The sequence below is a fragment of the Mesorhizobium sp. YR577 genome (genome assembly GCF_900116595.1).
GTDB lineage: Bacteria > Pseudomonadota > Alphaproteobacteria > Rhizobiales > Rhizobiaceae > Mesorhizobium_M.
Genome location: NZ_FPBI01000003.1, coordinates 348034 through 368751 on the forward strand (window position 1 = coordinate 348034; position 20718 = coordinate 368751).

Consider the following 20718-nt stretch of genomic DNA (forward strand, 5'->3'; position numbering starts at 1 on the left):
AAGCATCACCGAACAGGCCAGCGCCATTCCTGCAAATCGCAGTCACCACCAACCTCATCCCTTCGTTCAATTGGCCGCGCCGTAGCGCTTCTTCCATTCCAGCTCCAGCCGCTCCATCCAGCTTGGGTGCGGCTCGTCGATGGCAGGCCCCAGCTCATCCGGCTTCAGCGTCGCAACACCAAGATCGAGCGCGTCGAAACGCGCCTTGTCCTCCGCATCGAGTTTCGACACCGCAAGTACGGTCGGGTCGCCCCAAATCTTGGGGTCCTGCTTGCGCGCCTGCGCTTCCGGCGAGATCAGGAAATCGGCCAGCACCAGCGCGCCGGCCTTGGCGGCGGCGTTGTAGGGGATGGCGACGAAATGGGTGTTGGCGAGCGTGCCCGCCGGGAAGGTGAAGGAGCGCACGGTGCCCGGCAGTTCGCCATTGGCGATGGCGCCGGAGGCTTCCGACGGGTTGAAGGCGAAGATGATGTCGACCTCGCCATCGGCGAGAAGCTGCTTCATCGCCGGGTAGTTCCGCGGAAAGGCCTTGCCGCCGCGCCACAGCAGCGGGTTGAGTTCATCGAGATAGGCAAACAGCGGCTTCGTCACCTCATCGAAGGAAGCCTCGTCCACCGGCTTCTGCAGCACAGCGCGGTCGGTGACCAGTTCCGACAATATCTGCTTGAGGAAGGACGAGCCGATGAAATCCGGCGGCTGCGGATAGGAGAAGCGGCCGGGGTTTTTCCTGGCCCATTCCAGCAGCTCCTTCGCCGATTTCGGCAGGCTTGCGTCATCGGTCCTGGCCGAATCATAGAAGAACACCAGCTTGGCCATGCCCCATGGGCTTTCCAACCCCTCGACGGGAATGGTGAAATCGGTGCGGATTGTCGGCTTGTCGTCGGCGTCGACATATTTCCAGTTGGGCAGCTTTTCCGCCCAGCCCGGCGACATCAGAAGATCCTGCCGCTTCATCGACGAAAAGTTCTCGCCGTTGATCCAGATGAGATCGACCGTGCCGGTGTCGTTGCGGCCGGCGGCCTTTTCGGCCACCACCTTGGCGACAGCATTGGCGGTGTCGTCGAGCTTCACATGCACCAGCTTGACGCCGTAGCGCTTCTCAACCTCGCTGCCGGCCCATTCGAGATAGGCGTTGATGTTTTCGGCGCCGCCCCAGGCGTTGAAATAGACCGTCTCGCCTCTGGCCTCCTTGAGCACGTCGTCCCACTTCGCCGGATCGGGATCCTGGGCGAAAACCTGAAAGGTCATGGCCGCGAGCGCGGCCGCAGCAAGCAACAGTCTTTTCACGGAAACCCCGTCTTCCCTTGTCTTTTCGTTGCCGCGATTGAGCATCCAAGGCCAAACCGGGTCAATGCACGCTCGCCCGGCCGACGGTCACTTCGCTGTGACAGATGGCCGAAACCCCCCGCCACAGCACCAGCCGCCCACCGCTTCTGGCTGATGACGCAAAGAAACTTGTCTGATATTACCGACAAATCAAAAAGCTTCGTCAATCCGTCATGCAAATCGCCTATGGCAGCGAGGCTGACCAGGACCACACGATGCGATACGCCATTTACTTCACCCCCGGACCCGACGACGCGCTGACCCGCATCGCTGCCAATTGGCTCGGCCGCAACCCTTTTACGGGTGCGACCAGCACCGCGCCGGCAACATCGCTGCTGACGCCGACGGAGATCGCCTTCCACACCGCTGCCGCCCGGCGCTACGGCTTCCACGCCACGCTGAAGGCGCCGTTCCGGCTGGCCGAGGGTGAGAGCGAAGCCTCGCTCGACAAGGCGCTAGCCGCCTATGCGGCAACCACCGAGCCGGTGCTTATCCCGCATCTTGTGCTGGGCCAGATCGACCGCTTCTTCGCGCTCATCCCGGGCGAAGTATCGCCCGAACTCAATCGCTTCGCCGGCGATGTGGTTGAAAAGTTCGACCGGTTTCGCGCGCCTTTGACCGACGCCGAGATCGAGCGCCGCAACCCGGATGCACTGAGCCAGATCGAATTCCGCAACCTGTGCCAATGGGGTTACCCTTACGTGTTCGACACGTTCCGTTTCCACATGACACTGACGGGCCGCGTCAGCGCCGAAGAAAGCGCAAAATTGCGTGCAACCATCGAAGGCCTGTTCGGCAACGCCGTTGCCGAACCCTTTGCCATAGACGGGCTGGCCCTGTTCGTCGAACGCGAGCCTGGCGCACCCTTCATGGTGCATTCCTATCACGCGCTTGGACAAAGACGCGAAAGAAAGACTGCTTGAAATGACCACCGAGACGACACTGACAAATGCCCGCATCGTGCTTGCCGACGAAATCGTCAACGGCTCGATCCTGATCCGCGACGGCAAGATCGCCGACATTTCCGCAGGCGCTGGCAAGACCGGCGACGACATGCAGGGCGACTACATCATTCCGGGTCTGGTGGAACTCCACACGGACCATCTCGAAGGCCACTATGCGCCGCGCCCGAAAGTGCGCTGGAACCCGATCGCCTCGGTGCTTGCCCATGACGCGCAGGTCGCCACCGCCGGCATCACCACAGTGTTCGACGCGCTGCGGGTCGGCATGGACACCGACTCCGACATCACCGCCGCCGACATGCGCAAGCTCGCCGACGCCATCGAAGACAGCGTCGTCAACGACCGGCTGCGCGCCGACCACTTCATCCACCTGCGCTGCGAGGTTTCGGCTCCTGACTGCCGCGAGGCGTTCGCGCTTTTCGACGGCGACGAGCGCGTGAAGCTCGCCTCGCTGATGGACCATGCGCCCGGCCAGCGCCAGTTCGCCAGCTTCGACGCCTATGCCGTCTACTACATGGGCAAGCTGAAGATGAGCGAAGAGGAGTTTCGCGCCTATTGCCAGAAGCGCATGGCGCAGTCGGCCGAAAACTCCGCGCCCAACCGCGCCGCGATTGCCGAGGCCTGCCAGGCGCGCGGCATCATCCTCGCCAGCCATGACGACGCCACCACCGCCCATGTCGACGAGGCGATATCGCAAGGCATTCGGGTGGCCGAATTCCCGACCACGATGGAAGCGGCGAAAGCCTCCAAAGGTGCCGGGCTCGGCGTTCTGATGGGCGCGCCCAACGTCATGCGCGGCGGCTCGCATTCGGGCAATGTTTCGGCCCGCGCGCTGGCCGAGGACGGGCTGCTAGACATCCTGTCGTCCGACTACATCCCGTTCAGCCTGATCCAGTCGGCCTTCTTCCTTGGCGAAGTCGTCGACGCGATTTCGCTGCCGCAGGCCGTCGCCATGGTGTCGAAGACGCCTGCCGAAGCCGTCGGCCTCACCGACCGCGGCGTCATCGAGATCGGCCGCCGCGCCGATCTCGTGCGCGTGCGCGTCGACGAGCATGTGCCGGTGGTCCGCACCGTATGGCGCGAAGGGCGCCGCGTCGCATGATGGTCTCGGCCCTCATCGAGCGCGAGCAGGCAAGCGCTGAATTCCCGGTCCGCAACGGCGTCTTCATCGCCGTGGTCGGCCCAAGCGGTGCCGGCAAGGACACCGTCATCGCCTATGCGCGCCAGCATTTCGCCGAAGACGATACGGTGGAGTTTGTCCGCCGCGTCATCACCCGTCCCTCCGACGGTGCAACCGAAGACCATGACACGCTGGAAGACGCGGCATTCGTTGAAGCCGCGACTGAGGGCGCCTTTGCGCTCTCCTGGGAAGCGCATGGGCTGAAATACGGCATCCCGGCAAGCGTCGACGAGGCAATCGCCAACGGCCACATCGCGGTGGCCAACGGCTCGCGCAATGCCATTCCGGCGCTGCGCGAACGCTACGAGAATGTCGCCGTGGTCGAGATCACCGCAGCCCCCGAGATCCTGGCCGAGCGGCTGGCCGCACGCGGCCGCGAATCGCGCGGCGAGGTGATGGCGCGGCTGGCACGCACGGTGAAGGTCGAACTCACCGGCCCCGGCATCTCGACCATCGACAACAGCGGTCCCAAGGAGATCGCCGGTGAGCAGCTCGTCGCCATCATCCGCAAGGCTATCGCCTTCGCCGATGTCGGGCGGTTTTGAGGTAGCCCCTTTTCGCTGAGAGGATCGGCCTCGAGCCGATCCATAACCCAGTCAGCGCCTAATTCATTTCGGACTTTGTTCGAGCTGCGACCGCAGGCGCGTTCCGGCGGCGGGCCGTGCCTTGGCGTTTCACATCAGGCGCAAGAGACAATATTCCACAAAATATACTTAAATCTATCGCGAATACACGCATCAAAAAAAGATGAGATAAAGTTATTCTTCGGTGCTAATGTGGTTCGAGCTATTGTTCTTTGTTTGGGGAACTACTCGGCAAACGAGTAAAAAAGAAGATCCGGCCTATACAGCCATAGGATTATCGGTGATGTCCGAGGCAATGCACCCCCTGGCACCTCACTATCTGCCGGGGTTCATAACACCTCCCGGGGAAACGGACGTTCTGTTCGTGGGCTCGGTAATAGCCCTCATCATCATAGTGCTCATGATCGGGAGCCTGTATTTCTGGCTCCATGCATTGCCGGAGCGAATGGCCCACGGCGCCAGCAATCTGCAGTTTCAGTTGGTTGGGGTTCTGTCGTTGCTTGCGTTGTTCACACACAACAACGCGTTCTGGGTCGCAGCGCTGCTGCTTGCCTTCATTCCCATTCCCGACTTCTGGACACCCCTGGCCAACATGGCCGAGTCTCTTGCGCGCATGGCCAACCGGAGAGCGCACGCCTCGGATGCGTCTTCCAGACCGGCCGCCGAGGGAACCGCAATCAGTTCGCCGGCCTTGGCCGGTCACCCGCTATCGCAGGAAGCTGCCGCTGATGTAACGGCCAGGCGGGGCAGCGAGACACCATCACCCGCGCCGTCAATAGGACCGGATAGCAGAGCGCCAGCTTCCGGCACACAGGGGCAATCTCTGCCGGAGAGTTCTTCCGACAGCCGTCCCCACGTCTTGCCGGCGGAAGGGCGCGAACCATGATCGAAGTCCTGCTGTGCTCGATCGTCACCATCCTTCCCGATTTTCTCTATCGCCGTTTCGTGCAGGGAAAACGGATCGGACGCGAGCTCACGCTGTACTCGGTTTGGTACGAGCTTCGCTATGGAATAACCGCCTGCATCATGCTCACAATATCGCTTCTAACGCTCATTCTTTACTTTCACCCATCGACGAACAGCGCCGTTTCCTTCTATCGCACAGTGCCCATCATTCCCGAGGGTGTCGGCCGCGTCGAGGAGGTCTATGCCGGCTTCAGGGAAAAGGTGAAAGCCGGCCAACCGATCTTCAAACTCGACAGTTCGGAGCAGGAGGCCGCGTTGGAAACCGCACGGCGGCGCGTGTCCGAGATCGACGCGACATTGGAGCTGGCGAAAACCGATCTGGCCGGCGCCGACGCCAAGATCCAGGAGGCGCAGAGCGCATATCAGCAAGCCGTCGACGAACTCGACACCAAGACCGAGCTGCAGAAGCGAAATGCCAACGCGGTTGCCCAGCGAGAGATCGAGAAGCTTCGGAACATCGTCGAAGGCCGCCAGGCCGGGGTGTCTGCCGTGCTGGCAGGCAAGCAGTCCGTGGAGGCCCAGATTTCTTCAGTGCTGCCGGCGCAAAAGGCCACAGCCGAAGCCACGCTGGCGCAGGCGCAGGTCGAGCTGGACAAGACGGTCGTCTATGCGGGCGTGGACGGAACGCTTGAGCAATTTACCCTTCGCAAGGGAGACATCGTCAATCCCGTGATGCGGCCGGCGGGCGTGCTGATACCGACAGAAGCCGGCAGGGAGGCGCTCGTCGCGGGCTTCGGCCAGCTCGAGGCGCAGGTCATGAAGATCGGCATGGTCACCGAAGCCACCTGCATCTCGAAGCCGATGACCATCATACCGATGGTCATAACCGAGGTGCAGGATCTTATCGCAGCCGGCCAGGTCCGGGCATCGGACCAGTTGATCGACCCTCAGCAGGTGATAAAGCCCGGCACGATCACCGTCTTCATGGAACCGCTTTTCGAAGGCGGGCTCGACGGCGTCCCGCCCGGCAGCAGCTGCATCGTCAATGCCTACACCAACAATCACGACCTTCTCGCTGCAAAGGATCTGAGCACCTCCAAATGGGTGTTTCTCCATGTCATCGACACGGTCGGGGTGGTCCACGCCATCATACTGAGACTGCAGGCGCTGCTTCTTCCCGTGAAGACGCTCGTCCTCTCCGGGCATTGAAATCAGCGCTGCGTGCAGCGGACGAGATCGCAGTCAGAACCGGCTCGACCTGTATGGCGCAAGCAGCGGATCTTCCACGCCATGAGCTATTTCCGATGATGCGAGCCGCCCGATCAACGGGGCCAGCATCACGCCGACATGCATGACGGAGAGATAAAGGCCGGCGATCCCGGGAGCCCATCCGACAATAGGCAAGCCATCTGCTGGAACGGGCCTTATCCCGACCCGGACATCCATCAGTTCGACCTCATCGCCACCGGCGAGTTGCTTCCTGATGGCGGTCAGCGCGCGCTGCGCCACGGCCTCGGGCCCGTTCTCCGCGGAGGCGTCGATATAATCCTCCGCGCCGACCATGATCGTATCGGTCTGGGGCCGTATCTCCATATGCTGGTTGCACACCACCCGGCCGACCAGGCGGCGAGGCGTGCGAAAGCGCATCAGGATGCAGGGCGAGGCGTCCAGCGGCAGCGTGAGGCCGAGCGGCTGGGACAAGGTCTTTGTCCCAACGCCTGCCGCCAGCACGACGGCGTCCGCCTCGATCTTGCCTGTGGAAGTCACAACGCCGGTCACCCCCGAATCCTGCGTAGCCAGGGACAGGACTTCGGTATCGAGCCGGATATCGGCACCTGCCTCTCTTGCCCCCTGAACGAGAGTTTCCGTCGCAGCCACGGGATCGATAGCGCCTTCGCCTGCTGCGAAGGCGGCACTGTCGGGCAGGTTCTTCAGGTTCGGTTCAAGGGCGGCTATCTCGTCGCGCCGGATGAGACGCACCCCCATGGCGGCGCTGTCGTGAGCAAGGCGTTCGGTGTCGGTCGGGTCTGCGTGCCAGGTCAGCGCGCCTGACCAGTCGACCCGAAGCCGCCCACTCAGCTCGCTTTCCAGCCTGTGCCACTCGCCGATGCCCCGCTTGCGCAGTTCCGGATAGGTCTCGGGCAGGCCGTGGGATACGTTGATCCATGCGAACGACCGATGCGTCACGCCACTCGCAGGCTTTCCCCTGTCGACAAGCGTAACCGCCACATTCAGCCTGGCCAGATGATAGGCGATGGAAGCGCCGACAATCCCGGCTCCCACGATAACGACGCTTGATCGCCGTGATGTCATTTCTGTGCCCACCCCGTTTTCCCCGATTGGTGTCGCAAACTTCCCGATCAGGCAACTGTTTTTGCAGCCGGCATTCGCGGCGTCTCAACGGGCAGTTTGCCCGATCCCCACGCTCGTGTTTAATGGCGCAGGCGGCCAGCCATGAGCAGGAGAGCTCGCAATGGATTTCATGCGATTGCTGAAGTCGCTCGAGGAACTCCTCTATGAGCTGGCGTCATGGCTGCTGTTCTATCCGCTGACCATGTGGCGAACGCTGCGCCGTCCGACAGCGATGATGCGCTATGCCGATGTCGAACTCGCCGATACCCAGGCCGAGCAATATACCGATACGCTGAGCCCGCCGCTGTTCCTGCTCATCACCTTGCTGCTGGCGCATGGGATAGAGCTGAGCCTTCGCGATGCCGTCCCGTGGGTGCTGCCTGCGATCCTGGCCAGCGATTCCAACCTGCTGATCTTTCGCGGTGTCGCGTTCAGCATCTTTCCGCTGCTGATGTCCCTGAAGATGCTGCGCCACCGCGGCATCCGGCTCGACCGCCACACGCTCAAGCCACCCTTCTACAGCCAGTGCTATGTCGCAGCACCTTTCGCCTTTTCGTTCAGCCTGCTCGGTTCCCTGTCGCGCATGCACAACCCCACCGTGGTCGCATCGGGGATGGTTATCTTCGCCATCTCCCTGATCTGGTACGTGGTGATCGAGACGCGCTGGTTCGCGTCTCATCTCAAGCTGTCGACCGGACGTGCGGCGTTCATGGTGATCGTCACGGTGTGCCAGGCGATACTGATCATGTTCCTGGCCGGCGCGGCCATCGTCTATGGTCTGGGCTCCGGCATCACTCGGTGAAGCTGCGTTTCCCGCTCGCCCGCGCTCACAGTGTCTCCTCCAGATCGGTCTTCAGTCGGTCCAGCACCTCGGTTGCGTAGGCCGCGTAAGGCCCGATCCAGCGATCGTGGATGTGCTTGATCGGCAGGGGGTTGAGATGGTTCCAGCGCTCACGCCCCTCGCGGCGCACGATGATCAGGTCCGCCTCCTCCAGCACCTTCAGATGCTGCATCACCGTGCAGCGATCGAGTGCGGGAAAGCGGGTGCAAAGCTCGCCAGTCGTCTGGGGATCATCCTTGAGCACATCGAGGATCGAGCGTCGGGTCGACGCCGCCAACGCCTTGAAAATTCTGTCGTTTTCACCATTGCTTGACATGTTATGTTTTTATAACATAATCGCCCGGAGAACAAGGAGAAAGATCATGGAACTGAAGTTCAATGTCAGTGCACGGGTCTCGAAACCTGTTGCTGAAGTCTTCGAGGCGGTTGTCGATCCCGCCCAGCTGTCGCGCTATTTCACCACCGGCGGCGCCAAGGGGCGGCTGGAGACGGGCGCTACTGTCACCTGGGACTTTCATGACTTTCCCGGTGCCTTTCCGGTCCATGTCGTCGAGGTGGAAAAAAACAAAAAGATCGTCCTGCAATGGGAAGCCAATGAGGGCGCGCCGTCGGATGGCGAGGCGGCGGTCACCGCATCCACCGGCTACATGACCACGGTGACGATGACGTTTGAGTCGCTAGAGGGTAACCGCACGCTGGTCTCCATCGCCGAGGAAGGCTGGCGCGAGACGCCGACCGGCCTGAAGGCCTCCTACGGCAATTGCCAGGGCTGGTCGCAGATGCTGTGCGCGCTGAAAATCTGGCTCGAACACGGTATCAACCTGCGCGAAGGCATGTACAAATAGCGGGCCAGGATTGCCTCACGCCGGTTTGCGGCCCTTGAAGACAATCCGATAGACACGAAAGGGAATTTCTTAACGCCGGCCGGCGCATCATGGCCCGCGTAGAACCGCGAAGTTGCGGAGATGGAAATGCGACGCTCCCGCATTATCGCGACAGGTGTCCTGCTGGCTTTGCTCGGCGCTGCAATTCCCATTGCCGCGATGGCCTATATGTCGTGGGCGATTGCGGTGCAGAAGGAGCAAGCCCTCCTGACGCTGTTTGCCGATCGCACGATCGTGCGGGCGAACAACACCTTCCGCGAAGCGAAAGACGCGCTTGATGCCGTCGAAGCCACGCCGTTCATCCCCTGCTCGGACGAGCACATCGCGCGCATGCGGCTCCTCACGGTCAATACGCCCGCCATTGAGGAAATGGGGTATTTCGAAAACGGTTTCCTCAAATGCACGTCCTGGGGACAGACGGCAGGTAAAATCGCGCTGACGCCTGCAGACTATGTGACGCCGGACGGGCTGGACGTGAAATTGCGGATAGCGCCGCGGGTCACCCGAGGCAACCCGATGATGGCCCTGCGTCGTGGCAGGCATAATGTTCTCGTCGTGCCCTCGCGCTTTGTCGATGTCCTGGTCGACGACAGCATGTCGCTTGCGCTGACCAACGATCAGGGCACGCTGATCGATACGCTCAACGCCCCGGACGCAGCGCTCGTCAAATCCGCGATCGGCAATCCGCAGGACGGCATGACCGACGACGCACTGTACGCCGTGGCGCGCGACACCGGCCTTGTCGCGGTCGTCACCGAACCGAAAGCGAAACTCGCCGGCAAACTTCGGCAGGAGCAGATGTTTCTCCTGCCCATCGGGGCATTCATCGCCGCCTTCATCGTCGGCGTCGTCGTCTGGCTGTCGCGAAAACAGCTTTCGCCGCTGGGTGAGCTTGCGATCGCCGTGCGCAATCGCGAATTCATCGTGCACTACCAGCCGATCGTCGAACTCAAGTCCGGCATATGCGTCGGCGCGGAGGCGCTGGTGCGCTGGAAGCGCCCCGATGGCAGCATCGTCCGCCCCGATCTGTTCATTCCCCTGGCAGAAGAGAGCGGCCTGATCATGCCGATCACCGATCAGGTTTTCGAGGCCATCGTCTTCGACCTGAACCGGATGCTGGTCGAGGACCGTACGCTCCACATCGCCATCAACATCTGCGCCGCCGACATCAAGTCCGGCCGAATTCTCGACTTCATTGAGGACAGGCTGCGCCACACCGGCATCCGGCCGACGCAGATATGGCTGGAGGCGACCGAGCGTGGCTTCATCGACATCGACGCCGCGCGCGTGACGCTTGGCCGGGCGCGCGCGTTCGGCCATTCGGTGGCGATCGACGATTTCGGCACCGGCTATTCCAGCCTGCAATATCTCCAAGGCCTGCCGATGGATGCGCTGAAAATCGACAAGTCCTTCGTCGACACGGTCGGCAAGAACACGGCCACAAGCTCGGTGACGTCCCACATCATCGACATGGCGAAGGCGCTCGGCCTCTATACGGTGGCGGAGGGCATCGAGACCGCAGGACAGGCGGACTACCTCAAAGCGCAGGGCGTCGATTTCGGGCAGGGATGGCTGTTCTCCAGGGCGCTGCCTGCCGCCGAATTCATCGCCTATCATCGCCGCAGCAAGGAGACTTACGGCACGGCGCCCGAGGTCATTCAGGTGCTGGCCGTTGCCGGATCGGCCCGAGGCTGATAAAGCACGGCGCATTCATTCACGGGGCAAGACCATGGGACCCACCAAGTCAGCAGACAAGTAAGCCGCAGCAACTCGACTGTTGTTGCGGCGTCTGTCCCGTCATTCCCGGTTTGAAATACCGACCCTAAAGGGAAGGCAGATCGCCGCCAGATCTTACCCATTTGAGCGGATGCATAATCGTGCCTTATCAAAACTCCCCTTCTCCCACGCCGAAGGCGTGGAACTACGCCCTGCCCTCAGCCCTGCTGCTGATGGCGCCCTTCGACATCCTGGCCTCGCTGGCCATGGATATTTACCTCCCGGTCGTGCCGGCGATGCCCGGCATCCTCGGCACCACGCCTGCGATCGTGCAACTGACGCTGAGCCTCTATATGATCATGCTTGGCCTCGGCCAGATCGTCTTCGGGCCTATCTCCGATCGCATCGGCCGCCGTCCGGTGCTGATCGGCGGGGCGCTGCTCTTTGCGGCGAGTTCGTTCCTGCTTGCCGGCACCTCGTCGGCTGCGATCTTCGTCGTGCTGCGCCTGCTGCAGGCGGCGGGCGCGTCGGCAGCTCTCGTCGCCACCTTCGCCACGGTTCGCGATGTCTATGCCGAGCGTCCGGAAAGTGCTGTCATCTACAGCCTGTTCAGTTCCATGCTGGCCTTCGTGCCGGCGCTCGGCCCGATCGCCGGCGCAGTGATTGCCGATCATCTCGGCTGGCGTTTCATCTTCGTCACGCTCGGCGTGCTGGCAGTCTTGGCTTCGCTGAATGCGATGCCGCGATGGCATGAAACGCGGCCTGCAGGCACGTCGGCAAAGCGGCCGGCTTTCGGGCCGATCCTGAAGAGTTTTACGTTCTGGACCTACACGCTCGGCTTCAGCGCGGCGATGGGCGCGTTCTTCGTCTTCTTCTCGACGGCGCCGCGCGTGCTTATCGGCCGTGCCGGCTTCTCCGAGATGGGATTCAGCATCGCCTTCGCCACCGCGGCACTTGTGATGATCGCCACCACGCGCTTCGCCAAACGCTTCGTCGCGCGCTGGGGCATTGCCGGCAGCCTTGCTCGCGGCATGGCGATGCTGCTTCTCGGTGCGGTGCTGCTGGTGGCGGGACAGTGCTTGTTCGAACCGTCCTTCTGGACCTTTGTCCTGCCGATGTGGGTGATTTCGGTTGGCATCGTCTTCGCCGGTTCGGTGACGGCAAACGGCGCGCTGCAGGCGTTCGGCGATGTCGCAGGTACTGCGGTCGCGCTTTATTTCTGCGTCCAGAGCCTGATCGTCGGTATCATCGGCACGCTATTGGTCGTGCTGCTCGGCGGCGACACGGCATGGCCGCTGGCCGGCTATTGCATGGTCATGGCGCTGGTCACGCTGGGCATGCTCGCGCTGTTGCAAAGCCGGCAAAGCACCTGACAGAGCGCCGGACCAAACTCGACCCCCACTCCGTCTCGGCTTCGCCGAGCCACCTCTTCCCCGTTCGCAGGGGGAGAGGTGTCACGCGAAGCGTGACGGAGTGGGGGTCGACCGTACCGTAGGCGATTGCCCTGCCATAAACTGGGAGAAGGAGATTGGCCGCAACGCTGACGACCCCCTCTCCCCGTCCTTCACCGGGAGAGGGTAAGGGTGAGGGGCATTTTCCCACTAAAGGCCTGAAACGATCTAGCCGATTCTGAGGAGATGATTATCCCAGACATAGTCGGCCTCCTCGACCGTCCCACCGTCGGCATCCACGATTTCGCCCGTGCCGGTGGTGGCGCGGAAGCCGGCATGGTCGGGCGCAAGCCCGCAGACTTCGCGCAGCGACTGGTCCGAGACGATCCTGCCGCTCGCCGCCTCGAAGACAGCGAAGGAATTGCCCTGCGGCGACGACACAGCCACCGTGCCGGCATCGCGGTTGGCGGCGACCGAGCCGATATAGTTGCGGAAGCCGCCAAGCACGTCTTCCGGCATGTCGAGAAGCTGAAGCCCCTTGCCGCGCTCGGCTTTGCCGACAAGCGACGGCTTTTCGGTTGCCGGGCCTCTGTGCTGGCAGCCGAACCAGATTGCGCCCGTTGCGTCCGTATCCATATGGCGGATCGAAAGCTGGTGCAGCGCCGGCGGCAATTCATGGCTTTCGATCAGGTCTCCCGAGACGCGATCGACGAACACCAGCGACGGCTTCATCGTCGACAGGTTCATTTCGGCGCGGCCGAAATCCGGATGGGTCTCGATGCCGCCATTGGCGATGGCCAGCGTCCTGCCATCATCAAGCAACAGCAGCTCATGCGGCCCGACGCCATGGGTCGGAAACTCGCCCAGCCGCCGAAAGCTGTCGCGCGCGTCATAGATGCCGACCATGCCGGCAGCGTTGTCGAAATCGTTCTCGGTCGCATAGAGCAGCGCGCCGTCCGGCGAAAACACGCCATGGCCGAAGAAATGACGGTCCGGCAGGCTGGCAACGGTCTGCGGCGCGGCCTTGCCGGTGGGGTCGAAGGCGACGAAGAAGGTTCCCGGCTGGCGCGCGAACACCACGGACTTTCCCGATATCGGATCGAAGGTCACGTCATGGCCGCGGTCGGGCAGGTCGACCTGATGCAGCAGCTTGCCGGCTTCCGAAAGGATCGCCGCGCCATAGCTGCCGTCGCGCTTCTGGTAGGCGGTGGCAAAGACCGCGTCGGCATCCAGCGTCTTCGCCCAGGCGGCAGGCGCCAGCGATGCTGCAAAGGCAGCACCCGCAGCCTTCAGGAAATCGCGGCGATCGATGAGCGGCGTGCGCATCATGGTCAGTCCCCGTCGAGGGAGGAGAAACCCGAGGTCAGGCCGAGTTCGCCGGCGAGCCGCTTGCCGAAAAGTTCGCTCAGGCTCGACGTCACCACGCTGAGATAGGAGAGCCTGCCGCGCCGCTGCGGATCGGCCAGCACCTCGGTCAGCGGACCTTCCGAGCCCGCCGCTGCCCTGGCGGCATTGGCGAATTCGAAGTTGATGGAATTTTCGATCCACCGCATCTCATCGGAAAGCGCATCGCCAAGACCGGATGTTTCGAACAGAGCCTTCATGCCGGCCAGATTGCCGGCAACCGAATCGACTGTCTTTTCCGAGCGCCAGAACACCGCCTGTTTCGGCTTGTCCTCCGCCGCCGACATCTTGCCGAGGAAGCCGCCCAGCCGCACGTCGCGGTCCATCTCCAGCCCGGTGACGAAGACGTCGAACAGTTCGCTCACCGCCTCGTCATTGTTGCGGTAGAGCGGATTGTTCGCGCCCGGCTTCGCCCACGTGCCGGCGAAACCGTCGGGCGCGTCCCATGCCTTCTCGAGTTCGCCGGCCATCGTATCGAGATTGATCGCGATCGATGCACCGAAGCTGCAGCGATAGGCGCCGTCGGTGCCGGCGAGCGTGTCCGCGTCCGTGCCCAACAGCACGAATTCCAGCGCGCCGAGACCCTGCACGGCGACGCTCTTGGTCGCCAGCTTGGCCGGGTCAGCAGCGGTTTCGTCCTTGGACTGTATCGCCGCCTGCACCTGTTTCAGGCCGGTGCTCTTGCGGTCAGGCCAGAACAGGATGCGGTCGAGCCGGTTCTGCTCCGTTACGGGACCGAACCGGATGATCTCTGCCCTCGACCAGGCGTCGACGGTGCCGCCGAACGCCTTTCGCGCGCTATCGAGTGCTGCTTGCGACGGAGCCGAGCACAATGCCTTGACGTCGCTCGACAGTTGCGACGTCGCCTGATGGAAGCCGTGATAGACGGGCCGCACGAAACCGTCGATGACCTTGCCGACGATCTTCGGCGCATCGAGTTCCGCGGCGTGCGCGGCAGACTGGCCCAGCACGAAAAATGCAGCAGCAACCAAAACCCTGAACATCACAGCGACTCCAGAAATTTCACCAGCGCATCGCGCTCGGTTTTAGACAGCGCGGCGAAGCGGTCACGCGCGGCCTGACCCTCGCCGCCATGCCACAGGATCGCCTCGACCAGATTGCGGGCGCGACCATCATGCAGGAAGAAGGTGTGGCCGTTGACGCGCTTGGTCAGGCCGATGCCCCACAGCGGCGCGGTGCGCCATTCGCTGCCCGTCGCATCGCCCACCTGCTGCCCGTCCGCCAGCCCGTCGCCCATGTCGTGCAGCAGCAGGTCGGTATAGGGCCATATCAGCTGGAAGGACTGCGCCTTGTTGGGTGCATCGCGACGGGTGACGAATTTCGGCGTGTGGCAGGAGGCGCAGCCACTCTCATAAAACACCTTCTTGCCAGCCAGCACCTCTGCCTTGCCGACATCGCGGCGGGCCGGCACGGCGAGGTTCTGCGAATAGAAGGTGACGAGGTCGAGGATCGGGTCCGGCGCTTCGGTATCGCCCAGCCGCTCCTGCACGCCGTTCGGCATGGCGAGGCATTTTTCCTGCGCCTGGGTGCAATCGCCCCAGTGGTTCGGCACGTCGGGATTGGAGATTCCGATATCGCCGGCGAAGGCTTCCGCCGACTGGCGCCTTATCGACGGGGTCGATGCCTTCCAGCCGAAACGGCCGAGCGTCAGCTCGCCGGTCTTGTGGTCGCGCACGATCGAGGCTTTGCCCGATATGCCGTCGCCGTCCTTGTCGTCGGGATCGGCGCGGGCGAGGATATCGGCGGGGTGGATCTGCTCGAGCAGGCCGAGGCCGATCATCTGGGGCGTAACGCGCGGCGACAGCGTGACGCGCGGGTCGATCGGCCCCTGCGCCAGATTTGTCACCGAATAGGTCGGCTTGCGCAGCGAAACGACCGTACCGTCGGCCAGCGTCACCGGCTGTTCCTCGTAGGAGATCGCCATCTTGCCTTCGCCGGCGAGACCCGGAACGGCAAGATCCTGCAACTGCCCGCCATAGACCGGATCGGGGAAATTCAGCGCCGTCTTGTGCGCTATGGCCGCCTTTTCCTCGTCGGTCTCGGCCTGACGGGCCAGGCGCAGGAACATCGAGGTCGCGTCCGGGTTGCCTTCCGGCGGATGGCCGCGCCCGTCCTTCAGGTGGCAGCTCTGGCAGGCGCGGGCGTTGAACAGCGGACCGAGCCCGTCGGAGGCCTGCGTCGAGGATGGCGACGACACCCACAGCTTGCGAAACAGCGCATTGCCGAGCTTGAAGGTGCCTTCTTCCTCGAAGGTGATGTTGGCGGAAAACTGCGAGAACGCGTCCTGGTTGACGCGCTTGCGCGACGTGCCTGCGCCGCCCTGCATCTGCTCGAATTCTTCCGGCTTGGAAAAATCGCCCGTCGGCTTGGTGATCGCCTCGACGCGGCCGAGGTCATTGGGGTTGAGATCGGTGCGCGTGGTGGCAAGGCCGGCGGGTTCGGCCTCGCCAGCATGGGCGGGGACTAAGGACAAGGCCGAAACCGCGGTGAAGACCGCAAGCAGAATTACCGAGAGGCGTCGTAAGCCCCCCTCTCCGGTTTGCTTCGCAAACCACCTCTCCCCCGCAAGCGGGGGCGAGGAATCGCCAATCGTCAAAGCTGCGGTTCCTCGCCCCCACGAAGTGGGGGAGAGGTGGCGCGCAAAGCGCGACGGAGAGGGGGTGATTTCAGGCGCAAGCATCTCGGCCACTCGAACTGAGGGAAAGCCGTGGACCGAAACGCGTAACGAGGCCAGGCGGGACGCGGCGCGTCAAATTGTAGGCGCGCCGCATTGTCTCATGCCTATTCCGCGTCGTCCGCCGACGCTGCGTTGAGCTGTCCGTATTTCTCGTCGCCGATCTTGGCGAGCAGGTCGAGCTGCGTCTCGAGGAAGTCGATGTGACCTTCCTCGTCCGTCAGCAGTTCCTCGAACAGTTTCATGGTTACGTAGTCGCCTATTTCCTGGCAGATTTCGCGGGACTTCTTATAGGAAGTCCGCGCGTCATATTCGCCGGCAAGATCCGATTCCAGCACTTCCTTGACGTTCTGCCCGATGCGCAGCGGCGCAACCGACTGAAGGTTCGGGTGGCCTTCGAGAAAAATGATACGCTCGATGATCTTGTCGGCGTGGTGCATTTCCTCGATCGATTCCTCGCGTTCCTTCTTCGCGAGCTTCTTGTAACCCCAGTCGTCGAGCAGGCGATAATGCAGCCAGTACTGGTTGACGGCGCCCAGCTCTAGAAAAAGCGCCTCGTTAAGCCGCTCGATGACCTGTTTTTCGCCCTTCATGGCTCCTGCTCCCAAATTGGCCGCGCAGACCTCGCACGCGGTCCAGGTGTGAAACGATGTCCATTTCGTTCGCCTCCGAACGGGAATGGTAGTTCTCGGTGACCCGAATGATCGTTTCCACCACATTTGGGAAGCAGCCGCAACAGCGTCCGCGCTTTTGCAGAGAATGATAGACCTTCGCCGGCACGATGAGGTGCCAGGGGTTTTCATCCAGAAGGGCGATGATCGCCTCCTCGATCTCCTTCTCGGTAATCAGGTTACAGTGGCATACAAGCATGCTTTGCTCTGGTGGCTGACGGCGCTACACGCGCCGTTTGGCTGTTGAACTTTCTTCCGTTTGACCATGATCTTCCCAAAACCGGCTTCGGCTTTGCCGGATCATGGCCGGGACCCCGCAGGGCTTACTTGAACACCTTGTCGGGCGAATCCAGGCTGTCGGAACCTTCGAAGGCGATCGTATCCAGCTTGAGGGCCGAGACGGCACGCTCGATCGACTTGGTCTGGTCGACCAATGCGTCGATCGCCTTCTGCACGCGGGCATTGCCCTCGGTGTTGCCTTCGCCGATCTGCTGGTCATAGGCCTCGCCGCCTTCGGCAGCCTTGGCGATGGCTTCCATGTCGGCAACAGTCGCGTCGAGCTTGCCGGAAAGCTCGGTGTCGATGGCCGGATCGGCAGCCTTCACCAGCGCCTGAACCGATGGTCCCTCGACGACCGAGCCGTCGATGCGCTTGTACTTGCCGAGATAGGCGTCGCGGATGCCGACCGCATCATAGAGATGCGAGATATGGGTGTTGTCGGAGAAGCAGTCATGCTCCTCTTCCGGATCGTGCAGCAACAGGCCGAGCTTCATGCGCTCGCCGGCCAGTTCGCCGTAGGAGAGCGAGCCCATGCCGGTGAGGATGACCGAGATGCCAGTATTGGCTTCGCCATCGACCAGCGTCTTGCGGGCTTCGCCTTCCGGTCCCCAGTTGCCGACCATCTCTTCGAGATCGCTGACCAGCAGTTTTGCGGCCGACGACAGATACTGCGCGCGGCGGTCGCAATTGCCGCCGGTGCAGTTGGCGGTGTCATAGTCGGTGTAGGGGCGGTTGCCGGCGCCGGGGCCGGTGCCGTTCAGGTCCTGGCCCCAGAGCAGGAATTCGATGGCGTGATAGCCGGTGGCGACATTGGCCTCGATGTCGCCGGCTTCCTGCAGCGTGCCCGACAGGAACTCCGGCGTGATGTTCGTGGCGTCAACCTTCTGGCCGTTGATCTCGATCTCCTTGTTGGCGATCACATTGGCCGTGTAGAGCGTGTTTTCGTCCGACTCGGTACCGTAGCTCTTGTCGACATAGTCGATCAGCCCTTCGTCCAGCGGCCAGGAGTTCACGCGGCCTTCCCAGTCGTCGACGATGGTGTTGCCGAAGCGATAGACCTCGGTCTGCTGGTAAGGGATGCGCGCTGCCTTCCAGGCGGTGCGGGCGGCTTCCAGCGTCTCGGCCGAGGGCTTGGCGATGAGCGCGGAAACCGCCTCGTCGAGCGCCTTCGCCGTCGTCAGCGAATCCTCGTATTTGGCAAGCGCGATGTCGGCATAGCTGGACACCACCGCCTTGGCGTCGGTGTCTGCCTTGGCCGGCAGGACGAAGATCGCCGCCGTCAGGGCTGCCGTTGCCGCGATTGCCGCCAGTCGCCCACCTTTGCGCGTCGTCACCATTGTGGCTTTCATTTCATTCTCCTCAGTGAACGGTGGCGCGGGGTGCGGCACGCGACAGGACGTCTTCGATTGCGCCTTGCGGGATGGGCAGAAGATATTGCTGAAATCCCGCCAGTATATCGGCAAAACTGGCCGCCGCTTCGCCGATCGGCCCATGCAGCGGCGCGCATGCCATGGCACCGAGACAGGCGCGCGCGGCGCCGTCATCGTTGTGCTGGATGGCAGCAATAAGGCCGAGCGTCATGCATTCGTCGCGGCAGATATGGTGGGCGCCGAAGGGAAAGCTGCGCAGCGGGCAGGCAGCGCACTGCCGCAGCGTGCGGACATAATGGGAAAGCTCGCCCAGCGCGCGACGGCCTTCGACGCCGCCGAGAAGCTCGGTGTAGAGCGCGAAGGTCAGCTCCCAGGGGGCTACCGAGCCGGTCTCGAAGCCGGCCATCCAGCGGCGATAACCCTCAAGCACCAGCTTTTCGGGAACGCGCTCGAAATAGCAGCCGCCACTCGCGTCAAAATCAGGAATCCGCAACGACATCAGCAGCTTCTCATATTGCTGCCGCCTGTCGTGAGCGTGCCGCGCCAGCGCGCGGACCAGAAGAAACAGACACCAAAGTCCTCCAATCGAACGGGTTCAAGGCCCAAACATCAAAGGGATATGCCACCATCGGCATGGTGCCCTTAAAACGCCAGCCAAGCGAAAAGTCAATAAAAATTCGACGAAAACGACTATAAATCAATAGCTTAGAACTATTCTAAACTAGCAGCATCAAGTTTAATACCGGACATGGGTTCGCGGGCACATGGCGACTGGGCCAAGAGGTCGTGGGGCGGGACGCTTGACACCGCCATATTCCAGGTGCGACCCAGAAGCCGCTTTCCCGGTCGGTTCGGGACGGATCGGGGGCGCGGTGGAAGCCTATTCTGTGTCCGGAAACCAAAATTCATGAAAAACGGCGTAGTCATTATCGGTGCGGGTCATGGCGGGGTGCAGGCGGCGGCAAGCCTGCGCGACGAAGGCTATGACGGGCCGGTGACGCTGATCGGCGACGAAAACGAGCTGCCCTATCACAAGCCGCCGCTGTCCAAGACCTTCATCAAGGACGCGCAGGCCCAGCCGCAGGTGCTGCGTGCCGAAATCTTCTACGCCAATGGCAAGATCGACCTCAGGCTCGGCAAGAGCGTCGAGCGGATCGACCTTGCGGCCAAGCGCCTCGATCTCGCCGGCGGGGAGAAGATTGTCTTCGACCATGCGATCCTGGCGACCGGCTCGCGCCCGCGCACCCTGAAGCTCAACGGCTCGGACCTTGGCGGCGTGCTGTCGCTGCGCTCCATTGCCGACGCCCGCGCTATTCGCGAACGCAGCGCCGGCGTCGAGGATGTCGTCGTTCTCGGTGGGGGCTTCATCGGCCTCGAAATCGCTGCAACGCTGGCGCTCGGCGGGCGGCGCGTCACCGTGGTGGAAGCGCAGGACCGGCTGCTCGGCCGCGCCGTGGCCCCGGCCATCTCGGCGCATGTGCGCCAGCGGCTGGAAGCCTCCGGCATCCGCATCCTCACCAACACGACCATCGACCGGCTTGAAGGCGACAACGGCCATGTCAGCGCCGCCGTCACCTCCGCCGGCGAGCGCCTGCCGGCGCGCATGGTCATCGTCGGCGTCGGCGTCGTGCCCAATGTCGAACTCGCCGACGCCGCCGGCATCGCCATTGCCAACGGCATACGCGTTGACGGCCAGCTGCGCTCCTCGCAGCCCGAAATCCTCGCCATCGGCGATGCCGCCAGCTACCGCCACTGGTTTTCCCGCAGTGATGTGCGTCTGGAATCGGTGCAGAACGCCACCGACCACGCAAGGCTCGCCGCGCGCACCATCACCGGCCATTCGGGCCATTACCAGAGCGTGCCGTGGTTCTGGTCGGATATCGGCGACATGAAGCTGCAGATGGTCGGGCTGGCCTCGGCCAGCGACCGCAATCTCGTCGTCGGCGATGTGGCCGACAACAAGTTCTCGGTCTACCACTATGCCGGCGGCCAGCTGATCGCGATCGAGTCCGTCAACCGGCCTGCCGATCATATGCTCGGGCGCAAGATGCTCGGCGCCGGCTTCTCGCCGAACGCCGAGACGGTGGCAGCGGGAGCCGACGTCCTGAAGGCGGCTTTCATGGAAGCGCAAAAGGAAGCACAGGCCACCACCTGATT

20 protein-coding genes are annotated in these 20718 nt (G+C 62.8%); 10 read left to right on the forward strand and 10 right to left on the reverse strand.

Annotated elements, in window-relative coordinates:
- Window positions 1-66: 66 nt before the first annotated feature.
- Window positions 67-1287 (reverse strand): ABC transporter substrate-binding protein, encoded by a 1221-nt coding sequence (locus BM413_RS06845; RefSeq protein ID WP_280141821.1) that lies wholly within the window; start codon window positions 1285-1287, stop codon window positions 67-69.
- Window positions 1288-1541: 254 nt separating this feature from the next.
- Between BM413_RS06845 and BM413_RS06850 the strand changes: the two genes are divergently transcribed.
- From BM413_RS06850 to BM413_RS06870, 5 genes are all read left to right on the forward strand, one after another.
- Window positions 1542-2249 (forward strand): DUF1045 domain-containing protein, encoded by a 708-nt coding sequence (locus BM413_RS06850; RefSeq protein ID WP_091911770.1) that lies wholly within the window; start codon window positions 1542-1544, stop codon window positions 2247-2249.
- A 1-nt stretch (window position 2250) separates the two neighbouring features.
- Window positions 2251-3390: an alpha-D-ribose 1-methylphosphonate 5-triphosphate diphosphatase gene (locus tag BM413_RS06855; RefSeq protein ID WP_091911669.1), complete on the forward strand. Its 1140-nt coding sequence runs from the start codon at window positions 2251-2253 to the stop codon at window positions 3388-3390.
- Window positions 3387-4013 (forward strand): phosphonate metabolism protein/1,5-bisphosphokinase (PRPP-forming) PhnN, encoded by a 627-nt coding sequence (phnN, locus tag BM413_RS06860; protein WP_091911671.1) that lies wholly within the window; start codon window positions 3387-3389, stop codon window positions 4011-4013. The genes BM413_RS06855 and phnN overlap by 4 nt, the downstream gene beginning before the upstream one ends.
- A 322-nt stretch (window positions 4014-4335) precedes the next feature.
- Window positions 4336-4938, forward strand: a complete 603-nt coding sequence (locus BM413_RS06865; protein WP_175544262.1) for a hypothetical protein — start codon at window positions 4336-4338, stop codon at window positions 4936-4938.
- The gene (locus tag BM413_RS06870) at window positions 4935-6167 is read left to right on the forward strand and encodes an HlyD family secretion protein (protein WP_091911673.1); all 1233 of its coding nucleotides are present in this window, start codon (window positions 4935-4937) and stop codon (window positions 6165-6167) included. The genes BM413_RS06865 and BM413_RS06870 overlap by 4 nt, the downstream gene beginning before the upstream one ends.
- Window positions 6168-6200: 33 nt before the next feature.
- Here BM413_RS06870 and BM413_RS06875 read toward each other — a convergent pair whose 3' ends face one another.
- Window positions 6201-7271 carry an NAD(P)/FAD-dependent oxidoreductase gene (locus tag BM413_RS06875; RefSeq protein ID WP_091911675.1) on the reverse strand — a complete coding sequence of 357 codons (1071 nt, stop codon included), beginning with the start codon at window positions 7269-7271 and terminating at the stop codon, window positions 6201-6203.
- Between the two features lie 160 nt (window positions 7272-7431).
- Between BM413_RS06875 and BM413_RS06880 the strand changes: the two genes are divergently transcribed.
- Window positions 7432-8112, forward strand: coding sequence for a hypothetical protein (locus BM413_RS06880; protein ID WP_091911677.1), 681 nt, complete (start codon window positions 7432-7434; stop codon window positions 8110-8112).
- 25 nt (window positions 8113-8137) lie between these two features.
- Here the strand turns inward: BM413_RS06880 and BM413_RS06885 are convergent, their stop codons facing one another.
- On the reverse strand, window positions 8138-8467 hold the full coding sequence (locus BM413_RS06885; protein WP_091911679.1) for an ArsR/SmtB family transcription factor: 330 nt from the start codon (window positions 8465-8467) through the stop codon (window positions 8138-8140).
- Between the two features lie 46 nt (window positions 8468-8513).
- Here BM413_RS06885 and BM413_RS06890 point away from each other — a divergent pair, with 46 nt between their 5' ends.
- From BM413_RS06890 to cml, 3 genes are all read left to right on the forward strand, one after another.
- Window positions 8514-8996 (forward strand): SRPBCC family protein, encoded by a 483-nt coding sequence (locus BM413_RS06890; protein WP_091911681.1) that lies wholly within the window; start codon window positions 8514-8516, stop codon window positions 8994-8996.
- A gap of 120 nt (window positions 8997-9116) precedes the next feature.
- Window positions 9117-10730 carry an EAL domain-containing protein gene (locus BM413_RS06895; RefSeq protein ID WP_091911683.1) on the forward strand — a complete coding sequence of 538 codons (1614 nt, stop codon included), beginning with the start codon at window positions 9117-9119 and terminating at the stop codon, window positions 10728-10730.
- A gap of 182 nt (window positions 10731-10912) precedes the next feature.
- Window positions 10913-12124 carry a CmlA/FloR family chloramphenicol efflux MFS transporter gene (gene cml, locus BM413_RS06900; RefSeq protein ID WP_280141822.1) on the forward strand — a complete coding sequence of 404 codons (1212 nt, stop codon included), beginning with the start codon at window positions 10913-10915 and terminating at the stop codon, window positions 12122-12124.
- A gap of 246 nt (window positions 12125-12370) precedes the next feature.
- Here the strand turns inward: cml and BM413_RS06905 are convergent, their stop codons facing one another.
- From BM413_RS06905 to BM413_RS06935, 7 genes are all read right to left on the reverse strand, one after another.
- Window positions 12371-13468 (reverse strand): DUF1513 domain-containing protein, encoded by a 1098-nt coding sequence (locus tag BM413_RS06905; RefSeq protein ID WP_091911772.1) that lies wholly within the window; start codon window positions 13466-13468, stop codon window positions 12371-12373.
- 5 nt (window positions 13469-13473) lie between these two features.
- On the reverse strand, window positions 13474-14550 hold the full coding sequence (locus BM413_RS06910) for an imelysin family protein (protein WP_091911687.1): 1077 nt from the start codon (window positions 14548-14550) through the stop codon (window positions 13474-13476).
- On the reverse strand, window positions 14550-16040 hold the full coding sequence (locus BM413_RS06915; protein WP_244537783.1) for a di-heme oxidoreductase family protein: 1491 nt from the start codon (window positions 16038-16040) through the stop codon (window positions 14550-14552). The genes BM413_RS06910 and BM413_RS06915 overlap by 1 nt, the downstream gene beginning before the upstream one ends.
- A 308-nt stretch (window positions 16041-16348) precedes the next feature.
- Entirely contained in the window at window positions 16349-16834 is a 486-nt protein-coding gene (gene bfr, locus BM413_RS06920; protein WP_091911689.1) for a bacterioferritin, read from the reverse strand.
- Complete coding sequence (locus BM413_RS06925; protein WP_091911691.1) at window positions 16800-17111, reverse strand: (2Fe-2S)-binding protein; 312 nt, start codon at window positions 17109-17111, stop codon at window positions 16800-16802. The genes bfr and BM413_RS06925 overlap by 35 nt, the downstream gene beginning before the upstream one ends.
- A gap of 124 nt (window positions 17112-17235) precedes the next feature.
- Entirely contained in the window at window positions 17236-18540 is a 1305-nt protein-coding gene (locus BM413_RS06930; RefSeq protein ID WP_244537784.1) for an imelysin family protein, read from the reverse strand.
- 10 nt (window positions 18541-18550) lie between these two features.
- Entirely contained in the window at window positions 18551-19060 is a 510-nt protein-coding gene (locus BM413_RS06935; RefSeq protein WP_091911692.1) for a hypothetical protein, read from the reverse strand.
- Between the two features lie 408 nt (window positions 19061-19468).
- Between BM413_RS06935 and BM413_RS06940 the strand changes: the two genes are divergently transcribed.
- On the forward strand, window positions 19469-20716 hold the full coding sequence (locus BM413_RS06940) for an NAD(P)/FAD-dependent oxidoreductase (RefSeq protein WP_091911694.1): 1248 nt from the start codon (window positions 19469-19471) through the stop codon (window positions 20714-20716).
- Window positions 20717-20718: the final 2 nt, after the last annotated feature.